At 47.3% G+C, this 25324-nt stretch carries 20 protein-coding genes and 1 riboswitch; of the genes, 2 read left to right on the top strand and 18 right to left on the bottom strand.

Annotation, left to right across the window (positions count from 1 at the left end):
- Window positions 1-30 precede the first annotated feature (30 nt).
- Window positions 31-231: riboswitch (cobalamin riboswitch) on the bottom strand.
- Between the two features lie 91 nt (window positions 232-322).
- Window positions 323-901, bottom strand: a complete 579-nt coding sequence (locus tag MKX41_RS28500; protein ID WP_340974153.1) for a hypothetical protein — start codon at window positions 899-901, stop codon at window positions 323-325.
- 219 nt (window positions 902-1120) lie between these two features.
- Between MKX41_RS28500 and MKX41_RS28495 the strand changes: the two genes are divergently transcribed.
- The gene (locus tag MKX41_RS28495; protein ID WP_340974151.1) at window positions 1121-2842 is read left to right on the top strand and encodes a cellulase family glycosylhydrolase; all 1722 of its coding nucleotides are present in this window, start codon (window positions 1121-1123) and stop codon (window positions 2840-2842) included.
- Window positions 2843-3217: 375 nt separating this feature from the next.
- Here the strand turns inward: MKX41_RS28495 and MKX41_RS28490 are convergent, their stop codons facing one another.
- From MKX41_RS28490 to MKX41_RS28465, 6 genes are all read right to left on the bottom strand, one after another.
- Entirely contained in the window at window positions 3218-3775 is a 558-nt protein-coding gene (locus MKX41_RS28490) for a hypothetical protein (protein WP_340974150.1), read from the bottom strand.
- A 108-nt stretch (window positions 3776-3883) separates the two neighbouring features.
- Window positions 3884-4537 carry a M48 family metallopeptidase gene (locus tag MKX41_RS28485; RefSeq protein WP_076286153.1) on the bottom strand — a complete coding sequence of 218 codons (654 nt, stop codon included), beginning with the start codon at window positions 4535-4537 and terminating at the stop codon, window positions 3884-3886.
- A gap of 81 nt (window positions 4538-4618) precedes the next feature.
- A complete protein-coding gene (locus tag MKX41_RS28480; RefSeq protein WP_340974148.1) occupies window positions 4619-5992 on the bottom strand; it encodes a hypothetical protein in 1374 nt (457 codons plus the stop codon).
- A gap of 118 nt (window positions 5993-6110) precedes the next feature.
- Window positions 6111-6707: a hypothetical protein gene (locus MKX41_RS28475; protein ID WP_340974146.1), complete on the bottom strand. Its 597-nt coding sequence runs from the start codon at window positions 6705-6707 to the stop codon at window positions 6111-6113.
- Between the two features lie 171 nt (window positions 6708-6878).
- On the bottom strand, window positions 6879-7532 hold the full coding sequence (bshB2, locus tag MKX41_RS28470; RefSeq protein ID WP_042193301.1) for a bacillithiol biosynthesis deacetylase BshB2: 654 nt from the start codon (window positions 7530-7532) through the stop codon (window positions 6879-6881).
- A gap of 23 nt (window positions 7533-7555) precedes the next feature.
- Window positions 7556-7900 carry a YojF family protein gene (locus MKX41_RS28465; RefSeq protein WP_042184926.1) on the bottom strand — a complete coding sequence of 115 codons (345 nt, stop codon included), beginning with the start codon at window positions 7898-7900 and terminating at the stop codon, window positions 7556-7558.
- Window positions 7901-8167: 267 nt separating this feature from the next.
- On the opposite strand from MKX41_RS28465, the gene MKX41_RS28460 reads away from it, so the two are divergent.
- The gene (locus MKX41_RS28460) at window positions 8168-8626 is read left to right on the top strand and encodes a hypothetical protein (protein ID WP_340974144.1); all 459 of its coding nucleotides are present in this window, start codon (window positions 8168-8170) and stop codon (window positions 8624-8626) included.
- 150 nt (window positions 8627-8776) lie between these two features.
- On the opposite strand, the gene MKX41_RS28455 is transcribed toward MKX41_RS28460, so the two are convergent.
- The 11 genes from MKX41_RS28455 to MKX41_RS28405 all read right to left on the bottom strand — a co-directional run bounded on the left by MKX41_RS28455 (window position 8777) and on the right by MKX41_RS28405 (window position 25177).
- Window positions 8777-10012, bottom strand: coding sequence for an MFS transporter (locus MKX41_RS28455; protein ID WP_340974142.1), 1236 nt, complete (start codon window positions 10010-10012; stop codon window positions 8777-8779).
- Between the two features lie 99 nt (window positions 10013-10111).
- Complete coding sequence (gene gcvPB, locus MKX41_RS28450; RefSeq protein WP_340974140.1) at window positions 10112-11671, bottom strand: aminomethyl-transferring glycine dehydrogenase subunit GcvPB; 1560 nt, start codon at window positions 11669-11671, stop codon at window positions 10112-10114.
- A 26-nt stretch (window positions 11672-11697) separates the two neighbouring features.
- Window positions 11698-13098: an aminomethyl-transferring glycine dehydrogenase subunit GcvPA gene (gene gcvPA / locus MKX41_RS28445; protein ID WP_340974139.1), complete on the bottom strand. Its 1401-nt coding sequence runs from the start codon at window positions 13096-13098 to the stop codon at window positions 11698-11700.
- 54 nt (window positions 13099-13152) lie between these two features.
- Window positions 13153-13935 carry an SDR family NAD(P)-dependent oxidoreductase gene (locus MKX41_RS28440; RefSeq protein WP_339800480.1) on the bottom strand — a complete coding sequence of 261 codons (783 nt, stop codon included), beginning with the start codon at window positions 13933-13935 and terminating at the stop codon, window positions 13153-13155.
- A gap of 14 nt (window positions 13936-13949) precedes the next feature.
- Window positions 13950-17105, bottom strand: a complete 3156-nt coding sequence (locus tag MKX41_RS28435; protein WP_339800478.1) for a glycoside hydrolase family 2 TIM barrel-domain containing protein — start codon at window positions 17103-17105, stop codon at window positions 13950-13952.
- 73 nt (window positions 17106-17178) lie between these two features.
- Complete coding sequence (locus tag MKX41_RS28430; protein WP_339800476.1) at window positions 17179-17991, bottom strand: carbohydrate ABC transporter permease; 813 nt, start codon at window positions 17989-17991, stop codon at window positions 17179-17181.
- Entirely contained in the window at window positions 17988-18941 is a 954-nt protein-coding gene (locus MKX41_RS28425) for a carbohydrate ABC transporter permease (RefSeq protein WP_339804150.1), read from the bottom strand. The genes MKX41_RS28430 and MKX41_RS28425 overlap by 4 nt, the downstream gene beginning before the upstream one ends.
- A 62-nt stretch (window positions 18942-19003) precedes the next feature.
- A complete protein-coding gene (locus MKX41_RS28420) occupies window positions 19004-20227 on the bottom strand; it encodes an ABC transporter substrate-binding protein (protein WP_179085840.1) in 1224 nt (407 codons plus the stop codon).
- Between the two features lie 157 nt (window positions 20228-20384).
- Complete coding sequence (locus tag MKX41_RS28415; protein WP_340974135.1) at window positions 20385-21605, bottom strand: response regulator transcription factor; 1221 nt, start codon at window positions 21603-21605, stop codon at window positions 20385-20387.
- Complete coding sequence (locus MKX41_RS28410; RefSeq protein ID WP_340974134.1) at window positions 21583-23331, bottom strand: sensor histidine kinase; 1749 nt, start codon at window positions 23329-23331, stop codon at window positions 21583-21585. The genes MKX41_RS28415 and MKX41_RS28410 overlap by 23 nt, the downstream gene beginning before the upstream one ends.
- A 139-nt stretch (window positions 23332-23470) precedes the next feature.
- Complete coding sequence (locus MKX41_RS28405; protein ID WP_340974132.1) at window positions 23471-25177, bottom strand: amylo-alpha-1,6-glucosidase; 1707 nt, start codon at window positions 25175-25177, stop codon at window positions 23471-23473.
- Window positions 25178-25324: the final 147 nt, after the last annotated feature.

Genomic DNA, 25324 nt, shown 5'->3' with positions numbered 1-25324 from the left:
CAAACACCTCTCTATCGCTCGTAGAGTTTAACGGTGTATCAGAAACAGGCAGATATTCTGGCTCAAGTATCATCACCCTTGCTACCTTCCCAGTTTCCCAGTGGTACCTTGCAAGGACTCCTCTTTCACAGCGGCGGGACCGCGCGGGATTCACACCCGCTTTCCATTTAACCAATCTATGATTGTATTTCCGAAACATTCATAATTGGCACCTATTGCTAATATTAATTTTTCCATGCTTCATCATATCTAATATAGTTGCTTTTGTCATGCAATATTTGTTTTTTGTATAACGAGTAGTTAGCGATAATCCTATTGAATATCAAATCTTTTTAACCACAATATACTCTTTTTCTCTCAGCTCAAAACCCTCCTCCAGTGACAAAGAGGCCAAATCAAAGATTCGATCATACTTTTTATTACGTGGGAGCCCTTCTTCCTCAGCCCAGCATGTATAAAGCTCAAACTCGGCACCAGATACCCCATAATCTATCATAAGCCTAAATAACTCCCGACAACACTTGAGTGAGGCGTTATACGATCCCGGTAGAGTATCTTTTAGCTTAGGGGATACAGAGAAGCCGCCCCAATTCGGTGAAATCCGGTACACATACGGACTCCGAAAATGCTTGCGAATCTCATCGTTCCAATACCCAAGTTCCTCTATAAAAACTCCCGCTGCATCTTCTTCCGAGTCATATACAAGACAGTCCTCATCTCTTAAATGAGATAGATCTGCGATGTCATCCAAAGGAATTATGCCTTGCAGGCGCAGAGCCTCTCTTTGTTTCTTATACTCCGGGGAATTTTTCACTTCATTATATGTCTTTGCTGACGGTACACTGCCTCTTTCTCCTAATGGAAGCTCTGTAGCCGAGCCTATGTAATGAAATCTGCTCACTGGATTGCCCTCCATAACTTTGGAATCACTGCAAATCACTAATTCATATATGAATTTACCACAAATTAGTAAGGTACTCGTTGAAATTATTCTATGTTAGGGTATTTGGTAAGCGTTTACAACGAATTCATGGAGGTGTACGTATTCATCTAAGCACCAAAGTACTAAGGAAGGTCAGGTTTAAGCATCCTCAAAAATGATCTTACAAAGGAGAATTCAATGACTACTCGAATCCAGAAATCATTCTTATCATTGACCCTTGTCACCGCTCTTCTGCTCTCTTTGTTCTCATCCATTGCCGCCGCTGCCACTAAGGACGAGCAACAAGCTAAGGCAGCACCAAAGAGTAAGATCCAATCCTATGTAGACGATATGCAGCCCGGATGGAACCTTGGCAATACTCTAGATGCTACAGGTGAGGATGAAACCTCCTGGGGCAATCCGCGTGTGACCCAAGAACTGATTAAGAAAATCGCCGCACAAGGCTACAAAAGTATCCGTATTCCTATCACTTGGGATTCACACATAGGCGAAGCACCGAACTACACTATTGAAAAAGCTTACCTCGACCGTGTCGAAGAAGTTGTAGGCTGGGCGCTGGACGCCAAGTTATATGTAATGATTAACGTCCATCACGACTCCTGGTTATGGGTAAGTCATATGGAAGAGAAGCATGAGGAAACGCTGGCGCGTTATAATGCAGCATGGACTCAAATTGCGGACCGCTTCAAGGATAAATCCGATAAGCTGATGTTCGAAAGTATTAATGAACCTCGTTTCACAGATGGCGGAAGTAAGGATGAAGCGAAGATGGAACAGATGCTTGCAGAGCTCAACAATTCCTTCCATCAGATCGTTCGAAACTCAGGTGGAAAGAATGATGTCCGTCCGCTAGTGCTACCTTCATTAGAGACTTCTCCTACCCAACCTAGAATGGATCAGCTCTACAAGACGATTACAGCTCTTAACGATCCGAACATAATTGCGACCGTTCACTACTATGGCTTCTGGCCGTTCAGTGTGAATATCGCTGGTTACACCACGTTTGAAAAAGATACAAAAAACGATATCATCCAAACTTTTGATAACGTTTACAACACATTCGTAGCCAAAGGAATCCCTGTTATCGTTGGTGAGTTTGGACTGCTAGGATTCGATAAAGATACAGGTGTGATTGAACAAGGCGAGAAGCTGAAATTCTTCGAGTACCTTACCTATTATTTAAAAGAAAAGAAAATGACCTCCATGCTCTGGGATAATGGGCAGCATTTCAACCGCAAAACGTATAAGTGGTCCGATTCTGAGCTGCAGGGTGTATTAATGTCTGGTCTGAAGGAACGTTCCTCCAGCACTGAAAGCGATCTGGTCTATCTAAAAAAAGGTGCAGCGATCAAAGACACCAAGGTGAAGCTGAACCTAAACGGCAATAAGCTAACCACGATTAGTGCAAATGGGAAGTATCTAACAAAGGGAAAAGATTACACCTTGAATGGCGAGGAGCTCACACTCAAAGCCAGCCAACTCAAAAAACTCACAGCTTCCCAAAAATATGGTGAAAATGCCGTGTTAACGCTGAAATTCAACAAAGGTGTTGCGTGGAGACTAAAGATCATCGTGAATGACACTGCCAAATTAAGTGATGCCAAAGGTACGACTGAATCGTTTGCGATTCCAACTACCTTTAATGGTAACCAGCTTGCCACGATGGAGGCTGTCTATACCGCTGGTGGCAATGCAGGCCCGCAAGACTGGACACCATTCAAGGAGTTCGGCAATACGTTCTCACCCTCTTATAACACGAAAGAAATCAAGCTGCTACCAGCCTTCTTTAAAGATGTAAAAGATGGAGAGGTCATCTTGAAATTCTACTTCTGGAATGGTGATATCCTTACGTACAAGATCACGAAGAGTGGAACAAACGTTGTAGGAAAGTCTTCTTAGCTTTCGCTGTATAATATAAAAAGGAGTGTCCCTTCACGGGGACACTCCTTTTTTAACTACATCATACATATACTTCTTCATACGTCATCAACATCAAGCGATAGACCAGATATACTCCAAGATATGCTCCCGTTAAAAGAAACATTGGATTCAAAAAAATCGCATGGATCGAGGTCATAAATACCGTGTTATCTCTTAATATTTCATATATAGCTAGGGCAGAAATATTACCTAAAATAAGCGTAGACAACACAGAAGTTACATTAAAAACAATACGCCACTTTATCCATTTCCGTTGTATCATTAGCATGGCGACGGGAACCACTATACTGCCAAATACGATTAGAAATTTCATCTAGCCACCCCGATATCTTTTTAATCCTCCAGCTCAACACTTTCGATTTGACCCTCGGCATTCACTGTCCATTCGATATCAACACCTGGCATCAATCCAAGCTTGTCCTCATCTTCGATCACTACATGATCGGGGATGGTTAGGGTCTGCTCTCCCCCACCTTCGACTTTAACGGTAACCTGTTTACCATTAGACGTAGTAATCTTCCCATCATATTCAATCTGCTGCAAAACAATCTTTTGGCTCGGATCCGTAATGGTAACCCGCTTGCCTCCGTCTGTCAGCAGCTCAATCTTTTTATGATAGCCGTCCTTTAAAGTGACTTCCTTAATGACTCTCTGAACGCTAACATCCGCCGGAAGTCCCTCTGTATTTGTACCGGATGATGCATTGGGTTGTTCTGTTGCATTGTTCGTAGCCGCAGGTGCAGTGGCTTCTGTTGTAGGCGTTGGAGTTACTGGTGTGGTTTCATTGGCAGCTTTAGAGCAGCCACTTAATAGGACGGTACAGGCACAGATCAAACAAAGAATTGAAGTTCGAATCTGGCGTTGTGAATTTCCTTTATTCTGTGTCATCATTTACCTCCGCATTTAAATTTCTTCCAGTTCTATTTTGTGAACATAGTTTTACCTCTTCCCTTCCTTTTATTCACCAGAAAATGGACCATCTGAATTACTCTCTGATTATCACAGCGTCATAGCACGCCCATATCTAGCTAAATACTCCTCCTTCTCCTTATAATCCGGCATGAGGCTTCCAACCTTTCGCCAAAAAGAGCGGTCATGATTCATATGAAGTAAATGACACAGTTCATGGATGATTACATAATCGATAACTTCCACTGGAGCCATCGCTAGGCGATAGTTAAAGGTTAGCTTTTTATCCGAGCTACAGCTTCCCCACTTGGTTCTAGACTCAACAATGTCAATCGTCTTAGGCTTTACTCTAAGCTGTGTCTGATATTTATTGATCCGTTCACCTACAACCTTCTTACAGCTAGCGAAATAGAATTTCTTCAGCTTAAGTTTAAGCTCTTCCTCATTTAAATCCCCTGTCTCTATTAGCTCTTGCAGCGAATAATATTTGCCTAGATACAGGAACTTACCCTCGTCTTCATACTCTTTGAGCTTTGGTGTTTCTCGGTTCGCTTCAATACTTTGCAGCTTCTCCACTATTAATTTCCCATTACGCTCAACCACGCTTTTAATCGTCTCTTCACTTGTTTTCTTGGGAGCTTTGAGCGTTATACGCCCTGAAGAATCTATGTGAATGGAGATTTTCTTGCCGTTTCCATATTGAACATTAAACTCGATCACCTGATTGTCGTACTCAATCTTCATACCCACCATCGTTTCTATAAGGTTATTCGCAAAAAAAAGGAGAACGCGTTTAAGCGTCCCCCCCTATTTTAACATGATTCCTCAATACACTGGATATCCTGCCACAAACATCGCTAAATACAAAAGACTCCCCGCAACAGAAACTACAGTAAGGATAGCATCCTTTGATTTCTCTTCAGTGATCGCGACAGCAGCAAAAGCTAGTGGAAATGCAACAAGCAAGTACCGCGGAGCTGACAGCAGCCAGGTAGCTCCCACTACGAACGCAAAATACACGATGAAATAGGCGGTGTATGAAGGTCGTATCTTTTTTGCACCCATGAACATGATAATTAGTGCTGAGAATATAGCGATTAGATTAGGCAGCCATAAGCCGAGAAAAGAACGGCTATCTCCACTCTTAAAGGTGCCCACAGCGTATTCCATCTGATATCTTACCGTATCAAAAAAGAGATAAAACCGCTGAGACCAATGCTCTCTCTGGTAAATACTGAACTGAAACGCATTTCCCGTCACGTGATAATTAATAAACAGATAGGCCAGCAAGCCCGTTGATATGATAGCGAGAAAACATACAGCGCTGATGATTCTATGTATAAAGACTTTTTTACTTAATAGCTTATAGTTGCCTATTAGATCCCGTCCAAATTCAATCGCAACCGGTACAATCAGAAGCACTCCGGGAGAACGTGTATAAGCTGCAAGTGCACCGCATAAGCATCCGATCAGCCATTCCTTTTTTCTCACAAAATATAAACACATCAAAGATAATGCCAGAAATAGAGCCTCGGTCATCGGAATGAAGAAAAAGAACGCGGCAGGGAATATGAAAATGTATTTCACTACCCGCATGGCATTCTTTCGATGCATGTCTAGTGCAGCAAGCTCATAAGCGACCAGGGCTGCGACAATTGAAGTGATATTTGAAACGATGAATCCAGAAACGAGATAATTCCCTACGAATGCCTGAACTACTCTTATTAAATTTGGAAAAAAGGGAAAGAACACGATATGGAATCTCGCATCACCCTCGGTCACGTATCCATTCTCAGCAATGCCCAAATAACTAGAAGCATCAATTCCAGAGATATGCCAAGTCTCTGCCATTTTGCTAAGCAGACCACCTGAATAGCCATTCTGTATGATCAAAAATGAATACCCGATGAGCATAAGCAGGATACGACTCGCCAATATCCATCCAATAATATAAAGCCAAGCCTGTCTTCTATCCTGCTCCTTACTCTTCCAAGTCACTTCAGGTGCTGGATTCGTCAAAACAAAATCCGTCAATACAGGTATAGTGCGGAGCCCCAATAGCACAAAAAGCCCGAAACAGACCACAGAAGCGAGGGTGCCCAGCATGGTCCAGCTCTGAGTCGAAATGGCCCAGTAAATAGCCGTCACCATCATAACAAGTATGAAGATGAAGGAAATGATTTTGTCGTGCTTTTTCATTTGATCCTCCAGTTATTTAGTCCGAACAATTGTTTAGGAAAAAAAGGATATAATTACCTATAGAAATATAATAGTCTTTGTGTATTTTTTTGTAAATCACATCTTATTTCTTCGTTCCTTACTCCCCCTCATAGCTGAAATAAAAGTTCAAAGGCAATTCATCATCACTTTGAAAACTGTTCGACATTCTGTAGATTATATACAATTTATCCTCGTCCTTGCCGTATGACCATGATTCTTCGATAGAGCCTGTTAATGGCTTTAGCGGAAGAGCCATCCTGTCAATCGTTTGGATGGATTTTTCGACTTTGTCAGCCGCCTCCTCATCCGCAGGTTTGTATTGGTTCATAAAAGCACGTACCAGTTCTCTCGCATCTTGATAACCGCTTTCCGATCTGGGAAAGACCGTTCCTACCCGGTAACCAATGATTTTATTGGTCTTAACATCTACCACAATCTGCTGTATAAACTCCTTTTGATTCAAGGTTAAGATATCATCCTGCATAATGGTACCCAAGGTTGTATCGTATTCACCCACAGCATCCGCAATTTGCAAAGCAGCAAGCCCTTCTTCACGCGGTTCCATGAACACAGCCCGATGCTCTTCCACATGTGTGAAAAGCTCAGCATACTGGGGTCTGTCCTTACTGCATGCAGTAAATACCAGCAAAAGAATGACTACTCCAAAAATGAGATTGAAATATGATTTTTTCAAACGAATACACCTCCTGGCCTGACGAAACCGGTTTGGTTGATCAACCCCCTAAACCTTACCATATATTTGAAAAAAGACACAGATATTCATGCCTTATATTAGAAAAATGAAGCCTGACCACGGCAGTGGGCCCCAAAGAAAAAGTCCGAGCGTTTATGCTCGGACTTAATATCATTCAAATGGATAGATCCAGAAATGCTCTGTTCCAAAACGATCTTGGATTTCTTTATCCTCTAGCGTTTTGCTGCCTAACAGTTCAGCGGCTTGGAATTGGGATTTATGCGCCTGAATGGATGCCATCTTTTGCTTCAGGAAATCTTTCACTTCAATGATTACCTGAGGCTTTCCAATCTCTTCAATATTATTGGCGAAAGCTATACAGTGAACAGGAGGTCTCTCTGCCTTGGGCATTCTTCCAACCGTTCGAACCACTGCAGCTCCGGTAGCATCATGATCGGGATGAACGCTGTACCCCGGATAGAATGTAATGACCAGTGAGGGGTTAAGCTCCTTCAGAAGCGCATCAATATGGCCCTCGAGCAGAGCTTGATCTTCAAATTCAATCGTTTTATCGTGGAAACCAAGCATTCTCAAATCCTGTATTCCAATCGCTCGGCAGGATTCTTCCAGCTCCTTTTTACGGATCTCTGGGAGGGTTACCCGATTCGCAAATGGCGGCACGCCCATATTCCGGCCCATCTCTCCAAGTGTCAGACAAGCGTAGGTGACTTGGGTGCCGTTTTGCACATGCTTGGCAAGCGTTCCGGATATACCGAAGGCCTCGTCATCCGGATGCGGTAATATAACTAGAATATGTCTTTCCACTGAACTCCTCATCTCCTCTACCATTAGAACGGCTCCCGGCTTAATTGCAAGGATACGACCAGTTTGCCTTGGCTGTCATGACCGGCCAGAATTAATCTTTCGGTCTCACTCTCTTCATAGTGAGTTAGTCCTTCCGAGTACACCCAGCCTTGTGACATTTTTAGGCCTACGCGATAAGGTCCATGACCGGAAATCGAACCATGAGAATATCGGATCACAGCATTAGTAATGAAAGTAGCCGCTGGGTGCTTAGAACTATCGAAATGGGCAGCGTATGCTCCCGTCGTCATCTCAAGATGGATATATAGATCCTGATCTTTAAGCAGGTCGATCCTCTCTTGTATTTCGGATTGATTAATTAGCTGCAAGGTTACGCCTCCATATCTGAATGAAATTATACCTACGAAAAATAAGATCCCTACCCTATTAAGGACGGATCTGTTAAAGGATAAGCGGGTCCGTATTTCTCATCAAAGTATAACTTCCAAAGGTTTGTAATTCAATGGTCACTCCTGAGAAGAGGCCTTACACATAAAAAAAGAGCATTAGCCCGCGTAGCTTGATCAAGCACTGAGATCACAATATATGGTAAAATCATTGTGGAGCCTTTGAATTAGGAGAAAGGATGGAGTGACTTGGGATTTCATGAAACGTCTCTTTCAATCAAATATCCAAACGTAATGAAAACACTAATTGCAATGTGTTTTTTAGAAGTTTCCTTAATAATTACTATGTATAATAGTACTAATCGCATACCTGACTTCCTGTTCTTCTTTCCAAGAATATGGTTCATCTTTATATTCATTATTATCATATTTTTACTCTATCGATTGCTCAGTTCCAAGAGTATTACACTTGGCGACAATTATATTATTTCTTTAAATAAGAAAAGATACGATGCGGATGAAATAAGTTCAGTGTTTATCGATGGTAAACGAATTGGAATTAAGACTGTTGACAAAAAGTTGGTTCCACTACATCTGTACTTTACTTTTAAAAAGGAGAATACGGCTAATGGCATAGAGGAAATTAGGGAGTGGGCAAAAAGAAACAACAAACCCATAAGATATAAGTTCTTCTTTGGATGGATTTAATGCAGGTTATGTTAGAAGGAAAAGCGAAAGCCTACTTCAATGCAAAGGGGCGTCCTATATCCATTTTACATGGATTTTTGGACAGCCCCTTATATATTTATTAACACTGCTGTCCAGATTGAATTACTTATGAAAATTGTATTCAGCCATTCATTCTTTCAGCCTTTTATCCAGAATTGGGCGGATGAACCAGATATAATAAACCAGACAGAGAAGCAATACTACAGATGTCAGAAAAAAGGGGATTTCATAATCCTGTCCAATCAAAATCCATCCCGTAAGCAGAGCGGCGCCGGATGATCCGAGGCTCCGAAATACGGATCTCATCCCTGCGTAGAGATTCCTCTCCCGCTCCTTAAAGGCAGACATCAACTGACTATCCAGCAGATTAGACAGCATCGTAAGCCCTCCCCCGCGAACCAGAAACACGATTGTGAACATCCAGACCGGCATAGCCCAGGATAATAAGGCGAACACGAGTATGTTAACCAAAAAGACAGATACGATCGCCACATTGTGGCCGAAACGCTCTAATACATAAGGCGTCATTAAAGAAGCTGCAAACAAAACAACTCCGCTTACCGCCAGCAGAATGGACACTTTATCATCCATCCAGTTCAGTCTATACTTCACAATTACATTAAGAAATGACCCAGTGATGGCTATCGCTCCTCCGAGCAGGGCCATGAATACCGAGAACAGCCAGAGTGTGCCGGAAGGCAGCTTTTTCCTCAAGCTAGAGACTTCACGGTTCACTTCCAGAACTTCAGAGGTTCTAACCGTTTCGCTTTCCCTCCCCTCAGAGGGAAGCCAGAGTCCTCTAATCATACTGTGAACAACGAAAACCAGTGCAGCAAGCAGCAGCGTTAGCCCATACCCATCCCCGCTATCAGCCGAATTCGGCAAGTATCCGGCAGCCAGGGTTCCTGCCCCTGTAAATGCCGTAAACACGGCAAACATCAGGGAGAAGGCACTTGCTTCTTCCTTGCGCGAGCCACAATAGTGAAATAGCAACTGCACCTCAGTCGTCTCCACAAGAGTAAGGCCAATCGAGACCAAAGTTTGAGCCAAATAGAATATGCCGGAATGATTGCCAATCGCATAAAGTGCACTTCCTGCCGCTATAAACATGATGCCGGATACTAGCAGCTTTTTACGACCTATACGGTTTGCCGATATGGATACAGGAATAGCCAATGCACCCATGATCAGTATACCTATGGACATGAGCAGCCCGATTTCATCCTCCTTCATTCCTTTGGACAGCAAATGCAAATTAAGAACTAGCGAATACATACCGATGCCGATGCCATACATGGCTTCGGTCATAAGAAACCGGCGGACGCCGACAGACAGGCGCAGCAAGTTCCTCATATACCCAGACATACCCATAACCCCTTTCTTTGGTGATACAGTCAAATAGGAAGGGCTCCAAACGGAGCCCCTCTACTTTCAAATGTATATTTTAATTGTAGGGACCAAGCCCTATTCCGGCTGTGTCTTCTTTAGATAAGCCCGCCACGTAATACACCACTTTGCAGGATCATCAAGAGAAGATTCCACATTCCGGTGAACGGTACTGTTGTGCGGAGCTAGTTTGACGATATGCGGCTGCGTGTAAGCTTCATTCGAAATATGGGTCAGCGCCTCGATATATTCATCAAGATCTTCCTTCGAATAAGATTCAGTCGGCTCCAGGGTGAACGGCTGCGGAACGATGTACGGATGATGGGATGTCCAATAATGCAGGCCGAAATCACACATCCGGCGGGTGATGTCTTCTGTCGTTACCCCAGTCTCATCCGTAAGCTGCTTCCAGCTGTACCTTACCTGTTCAAGACGTCGACCTTTGATGTAAGGAGCGCTGGCTCCGCGGATTTGCAGAATTTTGTGATACAGGTAGTTATTATTCAGTACAGCGATTTGGGCCACATTCTTAAGACCGTCTGGCCCCAGGCTCATAATCCAAGCGTAGGAACGAAGTACAGTCTGGGCCACGCCGTGGAAGCTGCGGACTTTGCCGATGCTATCACCGCTTTGCTCTACAAGGACATAACGACTACCGTCCCAGTCAACAAGCGGACCGGGTAGGAAACGCTTAAGGGAATCGGTTACCCCAAGAGCGCCTGTAGCCGGCCCTCCGCACATGTGAGGTGCGGCAAAGGTCTTATGCAGGTTGAAGAAGCACATGTCAAACCCGGCTTCCTTGGCCCGGGTGATACCCAGCAGCCCATTCGCGTTCGCCTGATCGTAGAAGCAGATTCCTCCTGCTTCATGAACCACGTCCGTGAACTCACGGATACGATGATTGTATATCCCTGTGTCTTCCGGATTGGCCACGACGAAACCCGCCGTGCGTTCAGAAATGGCATTCTTCAGCTTCTCCAGATCCGGGAATCCGTCTTCGTCAGGATGCAGTGTAATAATCTTATATCCTTTAACAGCTGCGGTCGCCGCTTGGGACGGATGTGAAAAGATCGTCGTAATGATCTCATCCCGCTGGTCTCCCTCGCCACGTGAATCATGATATGCGCGTACAATGGAAGCCATGGCCAGCAAGGCCTGGGTGCCACTGCTTGGCTGGAACGAGAAAGCATTCATCCCTGATATTTCACGCATCGCCTGGTCCAGCCTATAGTAGATTTCCAGAATTCCTTGAACGGATCCAGCATCCTGCAGAGGATGCAGTTCCATCAGATTTGGGGTACGTATAAGCATTTCATTGATACGGGGAATATATTTCATAGTACATGTCCCCTGTCCGATCTCTACATTAAGGTCGGAACCCAAAGTCTCTTGAGAGAGTCTTAAATAATGCCTAAGAACTTTGGCCTGACCGATCTCGGGCAGCGCCGGTGCTTCTTTTCGCCGCATCGCTGATGGAATTCGGGCGGAGCCTTGACCGACAACCTCGGCAATCCCAGCCTCGGTGCCCGGCGGGATCACTCCGCGCTCACCCGATCGGTGAAGCTCGAAGATCACCGGTTCATCCCATTTGGCCTGGTGAAAGCGGCGTACCTTATGATCTCTACGAATCCGTTTCATGGCTTTCCTCCTACTCTTCTGTACTATTAATTCTTGCAGACAATGTTCTCGATAGCTGAGGCAAGCCGGTCCAGATCTGCCTGCATATGAATTTCAGTTACGCAGTACAGAGCACATTGTCCCCACTGGGGATATGCGGAGGATATATCTTTTCCTCCGAAAATCCCTACTTCCAAAAGACGCTTGTTAATCTCAGCAACAGATATTCCAGTCTCGTTGAAATCTAAGACAAATTCTTTGAAAAAGGCTGTATCTTTAAAGCGCAAAGAGACCCCGGGAATGGCACACAGCTTATTCGCCGCATATTGAGATTTCTGTATAATGGTCTCCCCTACTTCCTGCATCCCCACTGGTCCAAGCAGGGATAGATAAACTCCGGCGGTAATTCCCCACAGGGCTGTCTGTGTTCCCACCGACTCTTTCCCCTTCTCCCGTTGGGCAAAGGATGTACGCTCATAGGCTACATCACCGAAGCCATATTCACCTTCCACTTCAGTAGGAACAATACCGAACAGGCGGGACGGATATTCCATCACATAAGTCTCTTCATCCCGGGTAGCGATGAATCCGGCTTGACCCCCACCATAGTTCATATGCATGCCCAGCGGCTGCAAATCCCCACAGACAATATCAGCGCCATAACGGCTTGGAGGTTCCAGTACGCCAAGGGAGATCGGATCAACGCCCACAATAGAGATAGCATTTACCGCGTGCACAAGCTCAGATATTTCAGCACCCTGATCCTCAATAATTCCGAGATAACCTGGATTCTCGAAGTAGAACGCCGCCGCTCCTTCCTCAAGCTTGCCCTGCAGATCATCCAAATCTATTTTTCCTGTCACCGAATCAATCTCCACGTACCTTATCTCCATTACAGGTGTACAGTAATTGGTAATGATCTTGGCTTTATCCGGATCGACGGATCTGGAGAGCAGCGCAATCCTGCGGCCTGTAATCCGACCTGCCATTCGGATGGCCGTGGAGGCTGCCTGTGCCCAGTCGAAGGTAGGGACATTAACTACGTCCATATCGACGAGTTCGGCCATCAGGCTCTGATACTCGAACAAGGACTGAAATCGGCCGTGGTCTTCGTAAGGCTCTCCTGCATAAGCCGTCACGAACTCCGAGCGCTGATTAATTTCGTCGCATACAGCCGGAACGAAATGCTGCCAGCAGCCAGCCCCGAGAAAGTTGATATAATCGGCGCCATGCTTGTTCTTCGCAAGCAGAGCCTCGATATGTCGACGAAGCTCATATTCATTCATAGCTGGAGGAAGATTCATCTCCCGCTTAAGCTTCAGACTGTCTGGAATTGCATCATGCAGCTGGTCGACGGAGCTCAGGCCGATTTCCTTCAGCATTGCCTCACGGACTTCCGGTGCTGTATTCGGGATATAGGGATGGGCATAAGTTCTGTGTTCAGACAAGGTTAACGCCTCCGTCCTTAAAAGGTTGATTTAAAGTATTTATTTCTTTAACCGTTAGGCAATGCCGCCGCCATCCACAACAAGTACGCTTCCGGTGACCCAGGAAGACAGATCGCTAGCTAGGAACAATACCGCATTTGCGATATCACGTGGTGTACCCAATCGCTCCAATGGACGTCCCCCAGCAGAGGCTACGAGGAAGGTAGCTTCGTCCTGTTGAAGCTGCTTGGCTTCATCGCGTAAAAGCGGCGTATCCGTGTCGCCTGGGGACACGCAGTTCACGCGAATGTTTGCGGAACCGTGGTCAATGGCCATGGCTCGGGTGAGATTGACCACTCCAGCCTTGGCTGCACAGTAGGAAGCGGCACGGTCCCCGCCTTTAAGGCCCCAGCCGGAGCCGGTATTAATGATGCTGCCACCGCCTCCGCGCTCCATCACCGGGATTATATATTTGGAGAGTAGATAAACTCCCTTAAGTGATACATCCATTACCAGATCCCAGTCGGCTTCCTCAAGCTCGACAACGGTCTTACGGCGGATAATCCCCGCATTATTGAACAGAATATCGACCTTGCCGTACGCGTTCTCAATCTCTGAGGCAGCACGCTTACAGTCCTCCGAAGAGGAGACATCGCAGCGGTGGAAGCTTGCTTTCCTTCCCCGCTCTTTCATCTCATGAACAGCCTGCTCCCCTTGCCTTACATTGATGTCCAGCACAACCACATGTGCTCCGAAATCCGCAAGCAGTCCGGCCGTAGCAAGGCCAATACCTGAAGCACCTCCGGTAACAACAGCTATCTTTCCGCTTAAATTGAGTACATCCTGTGTGTGGAGCATTCTGACCCCTCCTCTCATTGATGCGATTGTGGTAACCCGTACAGCATTTGTCTAGCAAGCCACTCTGGCGTGGTATCTTCTGATAAAAACGGAATGAGCAGAATACGGAATGTAAAAGCTTCCGATGTTACCTTATGATTCGGCATCTGGGCAGGTCCACAACTGTTGCTGCCCAGCCCATTCTGCCGGTAATCCAGATTCAGTGTGACAAAGTCACGCGGAACAAGCTCGCTTGCATGTTGTGCCTCTTCAAGATCCTTATCCGTATAACGGCGCGCGCTGAATTCAAGTGTCGGAATACCCGCAGCAAGTAGACCAAGTCCGGATGCGTCTGTGACGGATATCCATCTGACATCCATCCGGTTCCCATTCTCCTGCGGATATATATATGGAGTGAATAGTCCATCAATTGAAGCTGTGTACACTCCAACACGGCATGCCTCTTTGCTGTCCGAATAATTCTCACCAGGTCCCCGGCCATACCATTTCACTCGATCCATGTCGCCTGGAATCTCCATCTGAAGTCCAATCTTAGGCAGCATTTCTGGCGGCTTGCCCTCCGGTGTGCCCTGCACATCCATAGTGATTTGCCCTATACTGGTTACGGTATAGGTGATTACACACCGGAAACCCCAATCAAAAACTGGCGGAGCAATCCTTGAACTCACAGTGATGCGGATGTTCCCTTCATCAAGCCGGGCCCAGCTAACCTCATCAACACGTTCTGTTAGCCGGTCCAGGTGTGCTTTGCGCCAGTCCGGTAGCACATACATGTCATTGTCGATCGGCGCACGCCAGAAATTCAGCCGCGGTCCGGCTTTCATTAGTTCCTTGCCATTCAGACGAAGCGAATCGATTCGCCCGCTCCGCGTGTCAAAGGTCATACGGAAATCCTCATTTGCGAGAATGATCTGCCCAGCAGCTTCTGTGCATTGAAGATTCCGCCTGATCTGTTGACTTCTCATCCCGATAGCAGCATTGGAATGGTCATCTGAATGCCCTGTATGACTATCGCCAACACGATTTCCCAACTCATCCTGCATTAGAAACTGAGCCCAAGCCACTTCATGCCCCTGCTCCGCCCAAAGACAGTCAGCGGCGATCGAGAAGCAGATGTTCAGCCACTGTTCCGCACCCTCACTGCGAAGGAGAGCATCAAGACTGTGGTCATAAGGAATCTCCACTTCTGCCTGTCCGCCCGCTTCAATCTCTGGCAGTGCAAGAACCCCGCTTTGAACGGTACGTCCATCCATGGTGATGCTCCAATCAGCATATAGGTGATCCAGTGTCAGGAAATCATAGCGGTTAATCACATTAACCTTGTTCCTGCTTATATACTCGACGCGAACCGGCTCGATAATTTTCTTATATTCAAGCAGGCCCGGTGATGGCGTTCGGTCCGGGCGGACTAGACCATCTATGACGAAGTTGCTGTTATTGGGCACATCCCCGAAGTCCCCGCCATAAGCATAATCAGCCTTCCCATCCGCCGTCTTCCAGCTCAGCCCGTGGTCAATCCATTCCCACACAAAGCCGCCCTGCAGTCTATCGTACTTGTCAAAAGTATCAAAATAAGGTCTTAATCCACCGGGGCCGTTGCCCATGGCATGCGCGAATTCACACAGAATATGCGGCTTCGGATGATCAGTCAACTGACCGAAGCCTTCCATCTTCTCAACGGAGGAGTACATCGTGCTTACCACATCACAGACCTCAGCTTCGCGATCTTCTTCGTAATGAATAAGCCGTGTTGGGTCAGCTACTCTGCACCACTGCGCCATCGCCCGGAAATTGCAGCCGAAGCCGGACTCATTCCCAAGCGACCAGAAGATCACGGAAGGATGATTCTTGTCGCGCTCAACCATTCGCTGAACGCGCTCCACGTAGGCTTCCTGCCAGGCAGGATCATCGCTGAGTCTGGAAATATTGCCTAGCAGTTCGAATCCGTGTGTCTCCAGATCGGTCTCTTCCATAACATATAAGCCGTACTCATCACACAGATCATAGAACCGGGGATCATTCGGGTAGTGCGCGGTTCTTACAGCGTTAATATTGTGCTGCTTCATCATCTTGATGTCCTGTAGCATGGTGGAGACGGTGACTGTGCGACCTGTATCCGGGTGATGATCGTGACGGTTGACTCCTTTGAGTTGAATCGCCTTTCCATTCACCAAGAATTGTCCGCCGCGCACCTCAACTGTGCGGAATCCAACCCGCTGTGCCGTCATCTCTACCGTATCTCCACTTTCATCCAACAAAGTGATCTTCAGATGGTACAAATTGGGGGATTCCGCACTCCACAGTTCCGGCTGTCCTACCGGCATTATAAGCTGCACATTCTTTCCTGCAGTAACCCGATCCTCAGCCCATGCAACAGATTCACCACTTCGTTTAAGCAGTTCAAGCCGCAGACTGCCCTGTTCAGCAGCTTCCCCTTGTATGTTCACATGAACAGACAAGATCCCATCACGGCTTGATTCATCCAGTTCCGTTATAATCCGATAATCGGCAATGCGGAGCGAAGACGGCTCGGAGAGCAGATACACATCTCTAAAAATTCCGCTCATCCACCACATATCCTGATCTTCCAGATAACTGCCGTCCGACCATTGGTACACTCTAACGGCTAAGGTATTGTGGCCCGGTTTCACATAAGGAGTGAGATCGAATTCTGAGGTTAGGCGGCTGCCCTGACTGTATCCGACCGGTTTGCCGTTTACCCAGATATGAAACGCGCTATCCACCCCGTCGAACTTAATGGCGACATTCCGTCCGTTCCAGGATTCAGGCAGCATGAACTCTCTAACATAACTGCCTGTCGGATTCTCGTCAGGCACATGCGGGGGGTCTGCTGGAAACGGATAATATAGGTCCGTATAATGTGGAGTTCCGTATCCCTGTAGCTGCCAGTGCCCTGGTACCTGAATCTCATCCCAGCCGGAAGTATCATACGCCTCCTCGTAGAAATAATCCGGAGCCCACTTTGGCCCCTTTGCATAATTGAACTTCCATATGCCATTCAAGGATTTGAACCAGGGGGAGCTCCCCCTATTGTAAGTTAGTGCCCCTGACCAGTCAGAATAGGGGATGAAGTAGGCCCGGCTTTTGGCCCGCCCTCGCTGAAGGATGCCAAGATCATCCCAGTCCCTCCCGATAGTTTGCTGTGACATGGTTCATTTCTCCTCTCTTTTCTCTACTCTGCGCTGTGTGCTGTTATTAGATTTCCGAACCCGCTGCGGCGAATCAACCTTTGATGCCCGTAGTCGCAATGCCGCCAACGATGTAGCGTTGAGCGAAAAAGAAGATTGCCAGCGGCGGAATCGAGATCAGAACTGTAATCGCCATAATGGACTGCATATCCACACCGTACATCCCTTTGAACTGTGAGAGCCCTAGGGTCAATGTGTATTTCGTCTGGTCGTTAAGGAAAATGAGCGGACCCAGATAATCATTCCAACATCCCATAACCTGGAACACAGCGACCAGGATCAGCGAAGGCCCCATCAGTGGGACAATAATCCGTGTTAATACGGTCAGCTTATTGGCTCCGTCGATTGTAGCTGCTTCGTCTAGCTCCCGCGGGATGGTGAGAATGAACTGCCGCAGCAGGAAAATGAAATAGGCGGACCCGAAGAAAGACGGTACAATAAGAGCTTTGAGCGTATTAATCCATCCCAGAACGTTGAACAGCATATACTGTGGGATCATAGTGACTTCCCAGGGAATCATCATGGTTGCCAACACAACCAGGAACAGAAAATCCCTGCCCTTGAACTGGAATCTTGCGAATCCATAGGCTACGAGCGTGCATGAAATCAGTTGACCAAACGTCGACAGGATGGTAATAATCAGTGTATTTTTCAGAAACATATTGAAAGGTTGAATGTTCCACGCCTCTGCAAAATTGCTGAACTTCCATACAGAAGGAATCCATTTAGGTGGAAAAAGATACAGCTCGGACTGTGACTTGAGCGCAGTCGTAACCGCCCAGAACAGCGGAGCTATGAACAACAGTGAAAACAAGAGCAGCAGAACGTATACGAGTATTTTCTTCACAAAGAACGTCTCCTTCCTTGAGCCTTCAGCTTCTCCTGAGGATTCTTCTTCATTTCACCTTCGTAGAACACCCAGGCTTCCGAGGATTTGAACACAAGAAAGGTCAAGCCGAGCACGATCAGGAACATGAACCAGGCGTTAGCTGCCGAATATCCCATTTTGAAATACTTAAACGCATTCTCATACATGTACATGGCATAAAAATAGGTTGCTTTCATTGGACCGCCTCCGGTCAGCAATAAAGCCAGAGTCAGCTGCTGGAAGGCTGCAATGATGGATGTAATTAAGTTAAATAAAATCGTCGGAGTGATCATCGGAATCGTCACACTGAAGAATTGTCTGAGCTTACCTGCCCCATCAATGGAAGCGGATTCATAAAGATCTCTTGGAATCCCTTTAAGGCCAGCCAGAAAGATCAGCATCATCGATCCTTGTCCCCAGAGACTTGCAATCACCATCGCTACTAATGACCATTGCTTATCATTGAGCCAATCAGGGCCCTGAATACCGATCAGGGACAGGAAGTAATTCAGAATCCCGTAATCACCGCTGTACACCCAAGACCAGATCATAGCCAGAGCGACACCGGATATAACGGAGGGAATATAAAAGGCGGTTCGGAATATAGCACTGCCCCGTGTCTTCTGATTCAAGAGAATCGCAAGCCCAAGCGCCACAATGATGTTCAATGGAACGAACAGAGCTGCAAATTTGAGGGTGACCCCGAGTGAGGTCCAGAATAACGGGTCATCCGTAAACATTTCCGCATAATTGCCAAACCCGATAAAGTGTACTTCGCCGACAATCGGCCAATCAAAAAAAGAGATGATAAGGGAAAATAACAATGGCCCCAAGGTGAACACGAGGAATCCGAAGATCCAAGGAAAAATGAAGAGGTAGGGAACAACCCTACCCCAACTACGTTTTCGTGTAGGCTTGAGCTGGGCCATAGGCTCCCCTGCTTGATGCAGAAAGGTCTGAGCCATCTCTTAACCTTCTTTCTGTAAATGTGTTATTTCAAATAACGTTGACTATCTTTAACAGCCTGATTCAGCACTTCCTGGGCATTGCTGCCGTGCATAACCGCTTCCACCGCAGCAGAGAGCTGGCGGTTCACTTCATTCCATTTCGGATTGAGCAGGAACGCAGGTGTATTGCTGGAACGCTCCAGCATCGTGTAGTACGGTTTATAAAGCGGGTCCTGATCTTTCTTCAGCTCATTTACGACACTGACCCTTACAGGCAGATCCGCCACACGCATCTTGATCGAATCATTAGACACATAGAATTTCACGAATTCCCAGGCCAGATCTTTCTGCTTCGAATCCTTGGCGATGGACAAAGCGGACTCCGCAAGCACCCCTTTGACCGGTTTTCCTGGGAACGCCGGGATTTCGACCGTACCTACATTTATACCAGCCGTCTTGAACGATTCCAGCGGCCAGATACCGCTCTCCCACATAGCGATTTTACCTGCTTTAAAAATGTCATCTCCGCTCTGCTGGCCTTTGCCTCCGGTCAGCACAGCCGAGCCGTTCTTAACCATGTCGCCGAGCATCTGGATAGACTCAGCTGTCTCTTTGCTGTTCATAAATCCTTCAATCGTTTTCCCGTCATCAGAGATGAACGAGCTTCCGTTGCTCCATACGAAGCTCTGAAGGTCATACGTATCGTTCTCTGCCCGAACCCCGAACCCGTACTGCTTCTTCGACTTATCGCTGAGCTTGGCCGCGATGTCCTGGAACTCCGTCCATGTCCATCCATCCTTCGGATAAGGGATCTTGGCATCATCGAACAACTTCTTGTTGTAATAGACCACACGTGTGGTGAACCCTGCCGGAATGCCATATAGCTTGCCGTCAATTTTGCCATAGTTGAACAATCCCGGATAGAAATCTTCGATGTTCAATTCTTTATCTTTGCTCGAATAGCTGTCCAGTGGTTCCAGGGATTGATGATAGGTCGGGAAATCCCACATATACATCACATCTGGCGGATTGGTTGCCCCGAATCCGGCGGCAAGCTTCTGGTCAAAACCGTCTGCATAAGCCTCTACCTGAACCTTCGTGCCCGGATGGGCTGCTTCGAATTTCTTGGCGATGTCTTGCTCAATCTTGAGCGCGTCTCCGGTATCCCATGTCGCAAAACGAAGCGTCTTCGTCTCCCCTGAGCCTGCAGCACCTGTGGATGATGAAGGCTCACTGTTCCCCCCGCAAGCTGTGACCATAGTTGCCATTAACGTAGTGGCAAGTACAATAAGAGAAATTTTCTTTTTCACTGTGGCAGCCTCCCCTTTGAATGAGGTAATAATAATTGAACCGCTTTCATCTTAACTTTTATGAAAGCGGTTCAAAACCGATATCTATTCGAATGTTTGCGTACTTTTGTTCGATTTACAGATCAGGGTGTCCATCTGTTCGAATCACAGCGTCTTTTTGTTGTATGCGGTAATGACTAGGCGTCTGACCCGTGCAGCGCTTGAACCATTTGCTGAAATATTTGCTATCACCCAGCCCTGTACGCTCCGCAATATCCTGCATGGTCAACTGTGTATCCCGCAGCAATGCCTTGGCCAGCTTAAGCTTCCTTTTATATTGAAAAGCCACAAAGCTGTCGCCCACCGTCTTCTTAAACAGGATCGAGAAATGGCTTCGGCTAAGTCCCACCTGGCTCGCCAAATCGCTAACCGACCAATCCGCTCCAGGGTTCTCATGCAGAAGCTTCACGGCCTTCCAGATCGGTTCAGGCCAGTCCTGAGACGAAATACCATGCAGCTTCTCCACTTCCGCTTCCTTGTGAAGCGCCATGAAGGCCTTGCTTAAATCTTCAGCGTTGCCCAGCGGTCCTCTCTTAGCCCATTTCAGCTTCTCGATTTGGCTTTTCATCTGAACGAGCAGACTGTCCGAAATTTCCTGCTCGTCACCAGGTACAATCCAGTAGCAAAGGTCCTCACCGTAAGGGATGATAACAGGTGCACTGTGGGGCATCCGGCTATTCTCATCCTCATTAAGCTTGACGAGATCCAGGTAAGTACAATCGCATCCACAGGTCTTGATCAGATAAATGTACAAGGGCTCCCTATTCAGCGGCAGCTTCTCCCTAATGAGCTTATCTATTTCGTCAACAAATTTGCTGCTGTGTCCACTCTGCCAGGCAAACAAGAGAGAGCCCAGCCGTTCTCCATAGATTTCGCTTGTTTCAGCATCCGCTACGGGAGCAGACGATGTCAGCTCCCTCTGGAACTTCTCCAGCATTCCTTCCAGCTCTTCATCTTCAAAGGCAGTCTTAAGCAGATATCCTGAAGCCCCAAGCTTAATTCCCTGCTGAGCAAATTCGAAGTCACGGTGACAGCTCAGCAGAATAATCCGGGTGTCCTTATCGACCTCTTTAACTTTGCGTAACAGTTCAATCCCATTCATCTCCGGCATGACGATATCGGTGATCACTATTTGAGGCAGGTGAATCTGATAGGCCTCCCAGGCTTTAAGGCCGTTCGGCGCATCCGCCACCACTTCCATCCCATACTTATGCCAAGGAATTGTAGAGCGAAGTCCTTTGCGCACGATACTCTCATCATCTGCAATTAACACTTTAATGGTCTTGGTTGTCTCCATGCGGACTCTCCTCCTTCTTGGGCCACCGAATTACGATAGTAGTGCCTTCACCTTTCGTAGAATGCACCGTCAAGCCATACTGCTGTCCGAAATGAAGCTTGAACTTCTGATTCGCATTCTGAACGCCGAGTCCTCCGCGTCCCTGCGGTTTGCTTTCCGGCTTTGCTAGCATAAGCGCCCTCAGCTTCTCTGCAGTGATCCCTGCACCGTCATCAGACAATGTTAACAACAGATGCTCGCCTTCCTCCCGTACACTTAACGAGATCTTCCCCTTCCCGTCTTCAAATCCATGAAAAAAGATGTTCTCAAAGAGCGGCTGAAGGGTCATACGGGGAATCAGATACGGCTTAAACTCTTCGTCACAGGTCTGTTCATAACTGAATGCGGACCCATAACGGATCTCTTGTATTTTCAGAAAATGCTCAATCATGCGGAGTTCACGGCCTAACGAGATCAACTCCTGAGAGATATCCAGATTACCTTCGAGCACCATCGTCAGATGATAGAGCATCTGGCGGATATCCTCTGCCCCTTGGAGCCTTGCCTTCCACTGGATAGAATTCAGCGTATTGAAGAGCAGGTGTGGATTAATTTGGTAGTGAAATGCCTTAAGCTCGGCCTCTTTCTTCAGCCGCTCACTCTGCTCCACTTCCTGCACAAGGGATTGAATTCCCCCCACCATACGGTTGAAGCTGGTGTCCAGGCTGCCGAGTTCATCCTTGCCTTCCACCAGAGTCCTCGTGTGTAGCTTGCCAAAGCTGACCTTCTGCATCGAGTCTTTCAGCCTGCGAATTCGAGCTGTGAATTTCGATGAGAATATATAAGCTAGCCCAAAGGCAAGCAGACAAGAAACAATGGCTACAAGTACTGTGTTGGAGCGGATCAGGTTCGAGGAAAAATAAAATGCTTTGGCCGGCAATCTTGCTTCAATCTTCCATCCGTTGGCTGCCAGTGTCCTATTCCACACCACGTCACTACCGTCTGGAGTGAATGGAGAATCTGAATGGTAAACGGGTTGCCCTTCAGAATCAGTTATCGTCAAATGCGCTTTGGTATCTTCTTCAAACATATGGAACATATCAAGAAGAACCTGCGCATTCTCTTCAATTAAGATCGTGCTTCCATGCTGGGTTCCAGCCGGATTATTAATCCGTACAGCGAGCCCCAGTATAGGTTCTCCGGTATCCGAAGCTTCCATGCCATGATTCATAGGATAGAAGCCCAGCCAATAGGGCCCTTTGGATGAATAAGTAAGGGCCCGCCAGGCGGGGATATCATTAAGCTTACTGACATTCAGATTATTCTCTCCATAGTAATAACCAGAGCGGGTAATCAGATAAATACCTCTTGTCAGATCCGTCTTAAGTGATTTAAGCAGCGCCTCGAAGTCATCTTTATCCATAATCTCCTGATACGTAGTTGGAACGTGATCACCTAGTCCTACCCGTGCAGGATCAAGGAGATACGAATAAATTGTTCCTGTCGTCTGATTCATCCGGTTCAAAGCGGAGCTGATCTGCTGATCAAGTTGTGCCACGGTGTTCTCCCCGTATTTCCCGAATTGAGAGTTGATGACTATAGCGGATTGATAATAGTTCAAGGCTCCCAGTGACAGTAGCGGAATAATCGCGACTATAAGAAAGCAAAAGAGCAGCTTAGTCCGGATGCTGAAATAAGAGCGAATAGAGAAGCGATGATATAACTTCTTAAAGAAATGACTCCACATGACTTCTCATCCCCGCCTTATATATTTCATTTTTATAGTTGAAGTGTAGCACGGACTGGCACACTCGGGAATATCTCGGAAAATGGGAAAGCACTTCCCCTCGCGCCGGTCTTGACCAGGAGGAAGTGCCCGTATGTTTTTAAGTTGTATACTCGTGCCCTAGGATTAAGAAGACACTTGAGGTCCAAGTAAACGCCCTGTCGCGAAGCCCTTGCCCCGTCAGGGCATCGAAGTTCTCGGCCATGCCACTCTTGTTCAGCATATTGCAGAATCGGCGGGCTACCTCGCTTGCCAGTTCAACATCCCCCGCCGCGGCCACACCTTCCACGAGCAACATGGTTGATGGCGCCCAAATCGGGCCCCGCCAATAGCCATCCGGCATGTAGTAAGGGCTCTGCACACTCTCTGTAGCCCAGCCGTTCGGCGTCAAGAAGCGGCTCTCATCCCGCAGGCCATCCAGCAGTGCGCGCAGGATTGGCTCCGGCAGCCGCTTGCCAAGCAGAATGGGCACGAAGAGCAGCAGGCTGTCGCCGTCGGATGCTTCGTGAGTTCCAGAACGGCAAGCGGTGAACCTTCCATCCTTCCAGAAATGACGCAGCATTTTCTCCAGGGTCTCCTCGCCTAATCGTCTCCATGCGGTGCTTTCGTCGGTAAGCCCCAGAAGCCCGGCAATTTCGGCAAGCAGTTCAATCTGCAAGATTAAAAATGCTGCCAGATCCGGACTCTCCACCGGAATCCCGTTATTAAAGGCAGTACTGTTGTCCCACCCCGAATCGTTTCCATGATTGTACTGTGGTATACCGTCCTTGTCGTTATCCCGGTAATGGAACCACCAGTTCGTCCACTTGCTCAAGGGCCCATATACTTCACGAAGATGGGATTCCTTAATATAATCCGTCCGCTGCATCATCCAGGCCAGCGTCCAGCCATGAATAGGGGGTTTGTTGCAGTTCCAAAGCTCGTACTTGTCGTTGATAAAGTCCGGAATCAGGCCACTCTCATCCTGGCGGTCGAAGAAAATCATAAACTGGTCCCAGGCCAGCTCCGGGTGATGTCTGACCAGAGCCATCGCATTGAAGCAGTGATCCCAGCTCCAAATATTCGTCATCCAGTTCTTCGACATATACATTGCTGGCCGGGTCAAACATCCTTCCGCGGGAACCAGGCAGGACCAGGTAATATAAGCCGCCAGTTCACGGCCGTCTTGCCAGCGTTCGGGAACGGTCAAGCTGGCACCCAGCCATTGGTCATATTCCTGTTGCACCGCTAGTACCGCTTCCTCCCATGGTGTCCAGGCATCACGCCGTTCCCATACCGTGCGGAATTCTTCCACCGCGAACTCGGCAATTTCCGTACCCGCTTCAGGGATGAACTCCGCCACAATGCGGGAACTTTTGATTTTGTCCCAAGGTACCTCCATCCGGAGAGCCCCGGTTAACCGGGTGAGCATGAACCGGCATTCATGGGTGAAGCTGTTTACTTCCCAACTGCCTGCGCTGTGTTCATAAGCATAATCATAGGCTGAGGTACGGAAGGTGAGGCGAATGCCACATCCTCTGCTCTTGAAACGGACCGTACGACCATCTGTGATACAGATCTCCGCATAGATATTGTCGGTATCCGTATTCAATCGAAGCAGTGCAGGCTCTGCCTTAGCCTCGTACGGAATATACTGATTACTCTCGTCCAGCAGTTCAATTTGAAAAGCTTCACCAAATTTATCATCCCCACCACGCACGGTCCGTAAGTAAAGTCCCTCCGCCCTGACATCCGATTCAGGTAGTTCAGAAATAGCCAGAAAGGTGCCTCTTCGGCTGAAGGGTACCGTGTTAAGATTAAAGTTCATATCGTTGGACTCCTTTCCAAAGGAAGTATGCGCTTTCAGTTTATCCAAGGCGTCAGAATTACGAAACAGACAGGTGTTAGCGATGGGGAGTCATATTGTTGGAGTGAGAAGTCTGAGGCGTACACGGGTGTCTTTTTGTTAGATGAT

It is taken from the genome of Paenibacillus sp. FSL R5-0475, from assembly GCF_038004585.1.
In the GTDB taxonomy this organism is placed as follows: Bacteria; Bacillota; Bacilli; order Paenibacillales; family Paenibacillaceae; genus Paenibacillus_AQ.
Note: the sequence above shows the minus strand (reverse complement) of the source record. Positions and strands in the feature narration are given on the sequence as shown.

Excerpts from the sequence above, each read along its gene's own strand:
- MKX41_RS28495 (WP_340974151.1), top strand. The coding sequence starts at position 1,121 with ATGACTACTCGAATCCAGAAATCATTCTTATCATTGACCCTTGTCACC.
- MKX41_RS28490 (WP_340974150.1), bottom strand. The coding sequence starts at position 3,775 with ATGATGACACAGAATAAAGGAAATTCACAACGCCAGATTCGAACTTCA.
- MKX41_RS28485 (WP_076286153.1), bottom strand. The coding sequence starts at position 4,537 with ATGAAGATTGAGTACGACAATCAGGTGATCGAGTTTAATGTTCAATAT.
- MKX41_RS28480 (WP_340974148.1), bottom strand. The coding sequence starts at position 5,992 with ATGAAAAAGCACGACAAAATCATTTCCTTCATCTTCATACTTGTTATG.
- MKX41_RS28455 (WP_340974142.1), bottom strand. The coding sequence starts at position 10,012 with ATGTCTGGGTATATGAGGAACTTGCTGCGCCTGTCTGTCGGCGTCCGC.
- gcvPB (WP_340974140.1), bottom strand. The coding sequence starts at position 11,671 with ATGAAACGGATTCGTAGAGATCATAAGGTACGCCGCTTTCACCAGGCC.
- MKX41_RS28440 (WP_339800480.1), bottom strand. The coding sequence starts at position 13,935 with ATGCTCCACACACAGGATGTACTCAATTTAAGCGGAAAGATAGCTGTT.
- MKX41_RS28435 (WP_339800478.1), bottom strand. The coding sequence starts at position 17,105 with ATGTCACAGCAAACTATCGGGAGGGACTGGGATGATCTTGGCATCCTT.
- MKX41_RS28425 (WP_339804150.1), bottom strand. The coding sequence starts at position 18,941 with ATGGCCCAGCTCAAGCCTACACGAAAACGTAGTTGGGGTAGGGTTGTT.
- MKX41_RS28420 (WP_179085840.1), bottom strand. The coding sequence starts at position 20,227 with ATGGCAACTATGGTCACAGCTTGCGGGGGGAACAGTGAGCCTTCATCA.
- MKX41_RS28415 (WP_340974135.1), bottom strand. The coding sequence starts at position 21,605 with ATGGAGACAACCAAGACCATTAAAGTGTTAATTGCAGATGATGAGAGT.
- MKX41_RS28410 (WP_340974134.1), bottom strand. The coding sequence starts at position 23,331 with ATGTGGAGTCATTTCTTTAAGAAGTTATATCATCGCTTCTCTATTCGC.
- MKX41_RS28405 (WP_340974132.1), bottom strand. The coding sequence starts at position 25,177 with ATGAACTTTAATCTTAACACGGTACCCTTCAGCCGAAGAGGCACCTTT.